The sequence below is a fragment of the Vibrio fluminensis genome (assembly GCF_015278125.1).
GTDB lineage: Bacteria > Pseudomonadota > Gammaproteobacteria > Enterobacterales > Vibrionaceae > Vibrio > Vibrio fluminensis.
Genome location: NZ_JADILO010000002.1, coordinates 171999 through 183449, shown reverse-complemented (window position 1 = coordinate 183449; position 11451 = coordinate 171999). Strand labels below are relative to the sequence as shown.

Below are 11451 nucleotides of genomic sequence, written 5' to 3'. Positions count from 1 at the left end.
TTCCATTACCTCTATTTAACTAGCTCAGCCGCTAGCGATTTGACTTCATTGAGTAAAGATTCGAAATCTGAAATCTTTAAACACGGGTTCAAAATTGTGAATTTTAATGCAGACTTACCTGCAACCACCGTCTCGCCTAATACTGCAATTCCGCGAGTTAACGCTTCGAGTCTTAACGATTGGTTTAAACTGTCTAAGTCCGTGACATGGGGATTGACTACACGGAACAACACTGTGGTCAGTGAGGGTTCCGCCAGCAGTTCGAATTCATCATGATTTCGAACCAAATCAGCCACCTGTTGAGTCTGCTCAATCAAATGGTCGTACATATTACCCAACGATTGAGGACCAACACTTTGCATGGTCATAAACACTTTTAGTGCATCAAAACGCTTGGTTGTCGCGATGGATTTATCGACCAAATTCGGCAGCTCATCGTGCTCGCGATTGAGATAATCAGCGTGATGCAGTAGATACTTAAAATTCGCTTTGTCTTTCAGCAATAACGCACCACAACTGATGGTTTGGAAGAACAGCTTGTGAAAATCAACGCTAAGAGAATCGGCTTGTTCGATGCCAACTAAACGATGTTTATGTTGGCTGAGAATCAACGCACCACCATACGCTGCATCAACATGGAACCATAGCTGATGGTGCTTCGCGATATCTGCAATTGCCGCGAGATTATCAATCGCACCATGGTCTGTGGTACCTGCGGTTCCGACTACCGCAAACGGAAGCAAACCTTGCTGCTTAAGAGAGACGATCTCTGCTTCAAGTGCGGCGGTTTTAATTGTGCCATTATCCTCGCAGTCAACGCAGCTCACCGCATTTTCACCTAACCCAAGTAGAGAAGCTGACTTCTGAACGGTGAAGTGAGATTTTTTCGAACACAAGATACGTAGCTTGCTGGCAAACTCAGGCAGACCATGCTTTTGAATTGAGTGGCTATCTAGGCGATCAGCAATCCAATCGCGCGCTAGCAGCAGCCCCATTAAGTTACTTTGTGTGCCGCCACTAGTAAAAATGCCATCCGACTCACCGCCAAGGTGGTACTTGTCACACATCCAATCAATCACTCGCTGCTCAACGTAAGTCGCGGCAGAGGCTTGGTCCCACGAATCCATCGACTGGTTGAGTGCCGCAATCATCGCTTCTGCGACAACCGAAGGCATCAGCGGTGGAGTATGCAAATGCGCAATGCAGCTTGGGTGTTGAACGATGATTGAGTTTTTAGCGACCAACTCCGCGGTGTCATTAATGACTTTAGTCAGACTTTGCTGTTGATTATCGAGATCAACAGCTTTAATCGCATGCTCGAGCAATTTAGGTTCAACACCTGAGTATGGTGCATCGACTTGTTCAAACACTTGCTTCATGGCAATGGTAGTCTGGTTCATCACTTGAGCAAACCGGTCACTGCCTTGCGCCCCAGTATGAATAAAGTGCTCACGCCAGTGATCTTGTGGGTCTTTGGCAACACGATTGCCACCAGCAACAAGAATCGCTTCTTCCAATACGCGTAAAGCGAAATCTAACTGTTCATAAGAGATGATCAGTGGTGGGAGAAAACGGATCACCGAACCGTCTCGTCCGCCTTTTTCAACGATTAAGCCGCGCTCTAAAGCTGCACGTTGGATGCGCAGTGTCAGTTCGCCATCAGACTCCGGCTCACCAAATTTATTTCGCTCAGCGCTGGGCTTACTGATCTCAATACCGAGCATAAGCCCCATACCACGTACATCAGCAATGCAATCAACACGTTCTTGGATCGCTTCTAATCCATGACGCAAATATTGTCCCGCAATATGCGCATGTTGAACTAAGCTATCACGTTCAATGATCTCTAGAGCTTTCGCACCTGAAATCATTGCCAGTTGATTGCCACGAAAAGTGCCGGTGTGCTCACCAGGAAGCCAAGTATCATACTGCTCGTTAATCACCAGCAACGACATGGGTAAACCACCACCAATCGCTTTAGACAAGCAAAGAATATCAGGCTGAATACCTGACTCTTCATAAGCGAAGGAATAACCCGTTTTGCCTACGCCACATTGAATCTCATCAAAGATCAGCAAGATGCCATGTTCATCGCAAATGCGGCGTAGCTCTCTAAGCCAAAATGCAGGTGCGGGAACCACGCCCCCTTCACCTTGAACAGGCTCAACAATCATTGCTGCTGGTTTCATGATGCCTGCTTCATCGTCAGCGAGCAGGCGCTCAATATAACGAATGCCGGCTTTGGCGCCTTCGTCTCCACCGATACCGAAAGGGCAACGTAAGTCATAGGGAAATGGCATAAAGTGCACGTCAGACATCAATCCGCTGCGACGCGCTTTGGTATTGAGATTGCCCATCATCCCCATGGTGCCGTTAGTCATCCCATGGTAGGCACCACGAAAAGCGAACATGGTGTTCCGCCCAGTGGTTTGTTTAGCAAGTTTGATTGCTGCTTCCACCGCATCGGCACCCGATGGACCACAGAATTGAATTACTGAGTTATCCGCAAGTTGTTGCGGAATAAAGCGCCTCACTTGCTGAATAAATGTGTTTTTCGCTTGGGTCGTAATATCAAGGGTTTGATAAGGTAACCCTGAATCTAACTGCTCTTTTAGAGCGTGATTGATCTCGGGATGATTATAGCCAAGGGCTAAGGTTCCTGCCCCTGCTAGGCAGTCCAAATATATCTGCCCGCGTGTGTCTTCGACTAGCGCTCCAAATGCTTTTTTTATCGCAATTGGCAAACGACGTGGATATGAACGAACTTGCGACTCGTATTGTTCTTGCTCCAGTAAAACGCTATCTAAAGCAAGATCATAAACCCCTTCCACGTGTGGAATCTGGGTAGAAAAATAGGATGCGATATTCTCAGTATCGACTTCAAAGGCTGTGCTCATGATTATTCCCTTGAACGTAACCTCACGCCCACCTCTATGGTGTGCGAGGTATAACAGTACTTTCGCAAGCTTTGGGCGTGCGAAATCCGTCCCATCAAACCGATGGATTACATGTCAAAAAGAGGGATCAAGGCTCAGTAATGCTGCTGTTTTGAAGCACAGGGCATTTAGGTAGAACAAAGCTGATTTGTGTGTGTAAGTTATGTGGTTTCAATGTTGGGTTTCCCATTCACATATCGCCGTCGCGATATAAGTATCCCTTCTATCGATAAAGGATTTATCGATACCTACCCTACGAGTGCTCACTCAGCCCGAATGCGCACTCGCGTATCCCCCAGAATTTGTTCCGAGATTGCGCGCGAAATTATCATAAACCGACATTTCCTTGCAATGGTTTTTCACATCTATAGCAACAATTCTCGATACTATTCATTTTTTCATTTATTAAAGCGATACCATTAACTTACTTAACATATAAAACCATGAGCTATGCAAAAAATAGCCCTGCGAAATGCGCTCTGTTCAATGATTTTCACTAATTAAGCTAAAACTTAAGTACCAAACCAATTTCGTTTGAACATAAGGGTTCTAAATTAGTTTTTAACAAATTTTTAGCTAGAGTCACGTAAATTTCTCATTTTTAATACGATCTAATTTCTACTTTTTCAAACGGTCAACTAGTCTTTAGTTAAGCAATACATTGATTTAGTCAACAAACCATAAGCCGTCTCTTGTCAATTTGCGTCGCATAGGGAGAGAATCGTGAGAATAACAACGACAATACTAGTTGGTAGTCTGTTCGCTAGTAGCTATCTAAATGCTCAAACTTTAGAGCAGGCTGTTGCGATTACTTTGAAAAATAATCCAGAGATAAAGCAAGCCTATAACGAATATCAAAGCGCGGTAAAAGAGCACGATGCTTCCGGCGGAGCCTACTTGCCCAGCATCGACCTTGATGCAGGCATTGGCTACGAAGGTATTGATCCTGCTGACTCGACGGGACGAGAAGATACTGATTTAACGCGCAAAGAAGCCACTTTAAGTCTGACTCAACTTTTGTGGGATGGGAATGCGACCATTAATGACATGAGCCGAACTGGAGCTGATGCCGAATCAATTCGTCTACAACTATTGTCAGACGCATCAGATATGGCACTTCAAGTCACTCAAGTCTATCTTGATGCCGTCAAAGCCACCGAAGTGCTCGCTTTATCTGAAAGTAACTTGGCTGTGCACAAAGAAATCTATCGCGATATCAAAAAGCGTGCTGATTCAGGAATCGGGTCGACGGCAGATGTCACCCAAGTTGAAGCTCGTATTGCTAAAGCGCACGGCAACTTGCTCGCCGCGCAAAACAATATGATTGATACTCACACACAGTTTCGCCGCCTTGTAGGACAAGAACCTCTGGGGTTGATCTACCCTCGTGCTGATGCGTCAAAGCTACCGCTTTCGCTACCTGAAGCACTAGACGAAGCCTACGACAAACATCCAGTGATAAAAATTGCTAAAGTAGATGTTGATTCGGCCCGCTATCAATACAAACAATCTAAAGGTAACTACTACCCCACTATCTCAATTGAAGCGAGTCAATCGTGGCGAGATGATGCCGGTGGTGACGAAGGTAGAAGCGACGAAACGTTAGCAATGCTGAGATTGCGCTATAACCTTTATAATGGTGGCAGTGATCAAGATCTCTCTGAACGCGCCGCATACCAACTGAACAAAGCGAAAGATCTTCGCGACAACACCTATCGCCAAGTCGAAGAAAGTCTTCGTCTGTCATGGAGTGCGTTAGACTTAACGCTTCAACAAAAGAACTTTCTTGCTGACCATGTAGATTCAGCGTCGGAAACCGTTATTGCCTACGAAAAACAATATCGTATTGGTAAACGAACGTTACTGGATCTACTCAATACCGAAAACGAGCTGTTCCAAGCACGTAAAGACTACTTAGATGCCCACTACGCGGAGCAGTATGCAAAATACCGTGTAATGAATGCCACTGGTAATCTACTCGATTCCTTACTAATTGAGATTCCAAATGAATGGACAGAAAAGGTGGACTACTAATGAACAAGACCTATACCTTACTGCCACTTTTACTAAGTATGTCAGTAACGCCTCTCACCTTTGCCTATGACAGCGAAAGTGAAAATGATGAATACGACTACATTGAAACGCCGGAAGCCCATCAAATCGCCGATCTCATTGACGATGATCGTGATGGCGTTATCAATGCGCGTGATCTTTGTATTACGACACCAGAGGGGTCGCTAATAAACAATGATGGTTGCGGCATTATCGTTGAAACGGAAGATCAGATGCAGTTACGCATCCTATTCGCTAACGACTCCTCAAAGATTGAACCTATCTTTGAAACACAAATTAGTAACATGTCTGACTTCCTAAAACGCTTTCCTGAAACGGCAATTGAGGTTCAAGGCTACGCAAGTAAAGTCGGTTCTCCGGAATACAACTTAGCCTTGTCGAAAAGACGTGCGGTTGCAGTTGAACAAGAATTGCTTAGCAATGGCATAACCCCTGACCGCGTGACGATCATTGGTTATGGGGAAACAAACTTGGAAGCGTTAGGTGAAGATGAGTTGTCCCACGCGAAAAACCGTAAAGTCACCGCTACTGTTGTGGGTTACGATGAAGAACCCGTAAAAGAATGGACCATATTTAGCGTTATCGAAAAATAAAAATAGCTACACCAACAAAAACGCCTCGGCTAACCGAGGCGTTTTTTCATGTCTACATTTTGATATCTACATGTCGATATCTGGCCACTACTTGTTTTTTGGTAGCGAGATGTGCAATAGGAAGTAACCCAACACAGCTGCCGTTGTTGACCCCATCAATATGCCTAATCGCGCATAAGTATCAAACTCAACGTTAGTCTGACCAAACGCCAGTGAAGAGATGAAAATCGACATCGTAAAACCAATACCACACAGTACAGACACCGCGAAGATATGGAACATAGTGATGCCTTCAGGCAGCTTAGCAATACCCGACTTAACCGCAATCCAACTGAAGCTAAAGATACCTAGTGGCTTACCAATCAAAAGACCCAAAGCAATACCAAGCGGTAACATAGAGGTCAGGCCAGCCATCGATACGCCTACCAACGAAATACCCGCATTAGCGAATGCAAACAGAGGCAGAATACCAAACGCAACATAAGGGTGAAGTGCGTGCTCCATATGTTTAAGAGGAGATCGCTTACCTTTGTTGCCTTTCAGTGGAATAGCAAAGCCAATTACTACACCGGCTAGTGTCGCGTGGACGCCAGACTTTAGTACCGCTACCCACAAGATCGCACCCACTATCATGTATGGCAGTAATTTCGATACGTGACGAGAGTTTAAAGCAAACAGAGCCGCGGTCATTGCAAAACCAATCGCAAGTGCTGTAGTAGACAGATCACCCGAGTAGAACAGTGCAATGATTACCACAACGCCTAGGTCATCAATGATGGCTAGTGCTAACAAGAAAACTTTCAAACTCACTGGTACACGGCTACCTAGCAGAGCCATGATACCCAATGCGAACGCAATATCAGTTGCAGCTGGGATCGCCCAACCTTTAATCGCCATCGGTTCGTTGAAGTTAAATGCTAAATATACTAACGCTGGTGCTAGCATACCGCCTACTGCAGCAATGGCTGGGAAAATTGCGGTTTCTTTTGATTTCAGCGCGCCTTCTAACAATTCACGCTTAACTTCTAAACCGATCAATAGGAAGAAGATCGCCATTAGACCATCATTGATCCAGTGCGATACTGACATACCAAATACATAAGTATGTAGAAATGCTTGGTATGTCTCGTTTAACGGTGTATTTGCAATAGTCATTGCAATTGCAGCTGCAATAACCAGTAACACGCCTCCTGCTGATTCCATCTTGAAGAAGTCGCGAATGATATCACTCATGTGATCGTCCTTATACTTATTATCTTAACGATTAACGAAGAATAACTTGAGTGTATAGCTATCCTTAAACTGATAAAAATCGCTTGTTCGGATGTTATTCTTCGGAAATAACGAAACAAACGAGCAAATTGAACGCAATATCCGCAGCATTCAATTCTGTAACAAATTCTATTCGTGCTACAACTCCCTGTATTACAATATGTTAACCAGAATATATCGAGTAAAAAGATAAGAAAAATAGAGATAATTCACAAATGATTCACATTGACCAATTCTCATCATTTAAGAATTTAACCCTGAACTAATAACCCGCTAACTGCATAAAACCTTGAATTTTGTGACTACCTTCTGTCGTTATTGGTCCTTCCCAGTATGGCATAACAAACGGTAACCATAAGTTGGTATTCTGTGCCTGCGTGGTTAAGTCTATACCATATTTAGGCACTTTAATTTGCCAGCGTAACGGAATCGATTTTTGACCCGCTAATATCTCTTCACCTAACGAAACAATCGAGATGTCTTGAGGTTTCAATGACACAACTTTGCCCGAGTTGGTCGAGAGTGTAGCTAAAACATGATTAGGAGCATCTTGATAACGATAGTGATGTATTGAGAGCGTCGTTTGCTTATCAAGATGGAACACAAACCAGTCCCAACCTTTTTGCTTAACATCGAGCAAACCACTGCCCCACTCCTTACTCATCCATGCCTCACCTTGGACAGCTATAGGTTGTCCCTTGCCGAGATCAAGTTCTCCAGAAACATTAATAAAAGGAGCCGTTAAATTGTGTGATGCTAGCTTGTTGTTCTCACCTTTTGATACATAACCACGTTCACCGGGTAGAACGTAAGGGCCCACGACAGTACTCGATAACTGGACAGAAAATTGTTCAGCCTCGGCCTGTAGTTCGCCGGGAAAAGGCGTTTTGTTCAATGAGGTCCACGACCAATTATCTAACCAAAGTTTAAATGGCGCATTAACAACTCCGGCTTGTCCTATTCCACCACGCGCAATGCGCTGCTCTTTCCAAACCCGAGAATCATTAGAAACTACAATATGCGATATATATAGCTGCGAGTTTTGCCAACCAGGGACATCTTGAGGATTATTGGAAATGCGGAAGTAGCTCCATTGGATCCCATAACGATTTCCTGCCTCATCTTGGACGTTAGCGAAAAAATGCCACCAAGCGTGTTGATAAGAGGTGTCTTGCCCCACATCCCGTGGAATCGCAACTGGCTTATCTATACTAACGGCTTTAAATTCAGCGGTCGTTTGGGTATAAAGCAAGTCAGCTTGTGAGTTAATGCTATTAACCACGTCCTCTTTATCATCAAAAGCAAAAAGATAGATAGAAGCGACCGCAATACCCATCAAAGCAATAACATTAAACAGTAAACGGTTAAAACGAGAACTTTTCTTTGGCGTACGCTTCATTTACAACGCGTCCCTTAACGACTTCATTGGTGTATTTCGGATGAGACGAAGTACTGGCATTGCTCCGGCAACCACCAGAGAAATCATCGCCAACATAATGGTGTTGGTGTATTCCTGCGGAATAAACTGTAACTCTATCGTCCAACCAAACGACTGCTTAATTACGATATCGACAACAAGATGAGCCAGAGCCAAGCCTAGAGGCATCGCGACAATTATGGCAATCGCACCAAACACGAACAGTTGTAGACTGCCCATTAAAACCAGTTCTTTACCTGACATACCCAAGCAGCGCAATAATGACACATGTCTTTGTCGAGCAACCTCCCCTGCAACAGTAGAGAAGAATATACCAAATACTGCTATAACCAGTGTGATACTGCCTAATGTGTCCGCTATCGAAAACGTTCTGTCAAATACATACATCGCTTGCTTATGGATGCTGCCGTTATCAAAAATACGTTCAGAGCTTAATCTAAACACCGACTCCATACGGCGTTTCAATCCATCAGAGGAAACACCATCGTGTAAAACTGCGCCGAGTGCGACGGAGCCTTCACCAGCAAAACTATATAACCAGTTACGATGCGACATCAGAACTTGATTGTACGGGTTGCCATAGTCGTAATAAACGCCAACGACTTGCCATCCCTGACCCGCTTTACCATAGAGATTAATATAGTCACCAGGACGAATGCCAAGTTTTAGAGCCATTGATTCACTCACCATCACTCCTTTAGAGTGATGAAGATGATACCAATAGTTTGGAACACCCAATTTCACCGTCAATGCTGCTAATTCGCCTTCAGAAGCACCAGTACTGACTATTTGTAAAGAACCCGTTGGTGTTGAGGTTTCTTCCTCCCAACGCCACCATACCGACTGAACCTCTGGCTGTTTTGACAACCACGAACTCAAACGAGCCGCTGAACTACTATTTGGATGGATATAAAGATCAGCAGCTAGACGTTGAGTTAACCATTTATCAGTGGTATCTCGGAAACTGCCAACCATAGTTTCAATGCCAATATTCGCAGCCATTGCGAGCATAAATGCCATCGTCGCAACGCCTCGGTAGCTCATGCTCGCCGCCGCATCGGAGAAGAACCAACGCACTTTTACCCAGCGCATTGAGTAACTAAAGCTGGTAAATAAACGCCACAATAAGAAAGGTGTGAACAGTGCAACACTCAATAGCATCAAAGCAATAATCACAAAACCCGACTCTTGGGTTTGGTCTGCTTGATATATCGCAATAGCGGCAACAGCAAGCGCACAAGCAATCAGAGCTTGAATCGAAAACTCAATGCCAGTAAAACGCATTAAAGACAAACGAGTTGTTAGGCGAATCGGTTGAGAACGAAGTAAACGAACTAAAGGCCAAGCACATGATGCAAACGCACCCACTAGCGCCATGGCCAAACTGTAAAGGCTAGACTTAAGTGTCCAGTGGATAGCCAAGCCAACACTCGCTTTATATAGCTCTTCTAAACTTGCTGATACAGTAGGAATCAACTGATTAGCGAGCAACATACCAAACACATTACCGCACAACCAACTAACCAAAACCAGCACAGCTAGCTCAATCAACAAAGCTTGTGTCAGTAGCCAGCCTGATACACCCGTTTGGCGGAGTATGCCGACCAACGGTTGTCTTTGCGTTAACGAGAGAGACATTGCCTGATAAAAAATAAACAGGCCGACCAAAAATGCCATCATGCCCATCGCCGTTAGATTCATATGGAAAGCTTTGGTCAACGAAACTAACTCAGCTTGGGAGCTGCGTACGATAGACAAACCGTGTGGCAAGTTATCTTTGAGTTTCTCTAGCTTCTCGTCCGGCATCTCCGCACACGCGATTGAAGAAATACCAGAACTGCGTTCAATCATACGAAATAACGCCATATCGGCAATAACGCGAGTACCGGTTAATTTGTTGCTCTGATCGATGATCAGAGGCCCTAACTGCTTGCCGTCAGCTAAGCGAATCGAATCGCCGTCTTGCCAACGCATATAGCGAGCCAAATCTTGGCTCACTAAAATTGGATATGGTGGCTTCATCAAGCCAAGCGAGTTTAACGTTTTAAGTGAGATATCTTTCTCAAGCGACAACATCGCCACCGAGTCAATACCGACTAATGTTAAGTCGAGTTTTTTTGCCGTAGAGATATTGCTGGTTGCAAATGGCACACATTGAGTAAAGCCTTCACGACGCAACTGAATGTAGTAACCTTGTGGAATATGATTTATCGCATGTTTAGGACGAATGCGATAAGGCAGTGGATTTGAGAATAGCTTTTCACCATGCTGGTAACTTTTACGAGCATGCTCATTGATAGCCGTTACGCCAACTAATAACGAAACACCGAGAGTAAGACCAAGCCAAACAAGAAGGATTTGAAAAGGGTAACGTCTGTAATGGCCAAGCAGTGCTTTAATTACGGGCCATAACATGCAGTTGCCCTCCTTGAAGACGTATACGCCCTTCCATATGCTGAGCAACCTGCTCACTGTGAGTTACGAGCAATAAGGTACAGTCGAGCTGACGAGTTAATGATGTCAATAAGCGCATAACAGCTTCTGCATTGCGTTCGTCTAAACTTCCGGTTGGCTCATCGGCCAGCAACAATTTAGGTTCCATATACAGCGCTCGTGCAATAGCCGCACGTTGCTGTTGTCCTCCAGACACTTCTTCAGGGTATCGGCCAAGTAGAGGCATAAGGTCAAGGGCAGAGAGAATTTGGCGCCACAAACCTTGGTCTTCTGGAAGTCCCTTTAGTTGGCGGCAAAAACGAATATTATCAGCGATATTGAGCGTAGGGAGTAAATTGAACTGTTGGAATATAAGACCAATGTTGTTACGTCGATAGGCGGTGCGATTACTCTCAGACTCCTGATTCATTAAAAAATGAGGGAATTCAATTTCGCCAGAGTCTACAACATCCAGACCCGCGATAAGATTGAGCAATGTACTCTTACCCGAGCCACTTTCACCCATCAACGCAATCTGTTGGCCTTGCGATAATATTAACTCAGCACCTTGCAGAACTGGGTGAAACTCTCCACCATCTACGTAGCCTTTACATAGGTCTGTTAGTCGTAACATCAATCGCTCACTATCAAAAATTTGAGTTTGTGAATTTACACCAATTCACGTCGAGTAGGAAGCGTTTTGGAT

General features: G+C 44.6%; 7 protein-coding genes. 2 read left to right on the top strand and 5 right to left on the bottom strand.

What is annotated here, in order from left to right; all coding sequences use genetic code 11:
- Positions 1 to 11: 11 nt before the first annotated feature.
- A complete protein-coding gene (locus IRQ95_RS03450) occupies positions 12 to 2897 on the bottom strand; it encodes a pyridoxal phosphate-dependent class III aminotransferase (protein WP_194435604.1) in 2886 nt (961 codons plus the stop codon).
- Positions 2898 to 3659: 762 nt separating this feature from the next.
- On the opposite strand from IRQ95_RS03450, the gene IRQ95_RS03445 reads away from it, so the two are divergent.
- Together IRQ95_RS03445 and IRQ95_RS03440 are read left to right on the top strand one after the other, a co-directional pair.
- Entirely contained in the window at positions 3660 to 4970 is a 1311-nt protein-coding gene (locus IRQ95_RS03445; protein ID WP_194435603.1) for a TolC family outer membrane protein, read from the top strand.
- Positions 4971 to 5008: 38 nt separating this feature from the next.
- Positions 5009 to 5602: an OmpA family protein gene (locus IRQ95_RS03440; protein WP_228481228.1), complete on the top strand. Its 594-nt coding sequence runs from the start codon at positions 5009 to 5011 to the stop codon at positions 5600 to 5602.
- 87 nt (positions 5603 to 5689) lie between these two features.
- Here IRQ95_RS03440 and nhaA read toward each other — a convergent pair whose 3' ends face one another.
- The 4 genes from nhaA to IRQ95_RS03420 all read right to left on the bottom strand — a co-directional run bounded on the left by nhaA (position 5690) and on the right by IRQ95_RS03420 (position 11379).
- Positions 5690 to 6835 (bottom strand): Na+/H+ antiporter NhaA, encoded by a 1146-nt coding sequence (gene nhaA, locus IRQ95_RS03435; RefSeq protein WP_194435601.1) that lies wholly within the window; start codon positions 6833 to 6835, stop codon positions 5690 to 5692.
- Positions 6836 to 7136: 301 nt separating this feature from the next.
- A complete protein-coding gene (locus IRQ95_RS03430) occupies positions 7137 to 8273 on the bottom strand; it encodes a lipocalin-like domain-containing protein (protein WP_228481189.1) in 1137 nt (378 codons plus the stop codon).
- Complete coding sequence (locus IRQ95_RS03425; RefSeq protein WP_194435600.1) at positions 8274 to 10727, bottom strand: ABC transporter permease; 2454 nt, start codon at positions 10725 to 10727, stop codon at positions 8274 to 8276.
- On the bottom strand, positions 10708 to 11379 hold the full coding sequence (locus IRQ95_RS03420) for an ABC transporter ATP-binding protein (protein ID WP_194435599.1): 672 nt from the start codon (positions 11377 to 11379) through the stop codon (positions 10708 to 10710). Before IRQ95_RS03420 ends, IRQ95_RS03425 begins: the two co-directional genes overlap by 20 nt.
- Positions 11380 to 11451 lie beyond the last annotated feature (72 nt).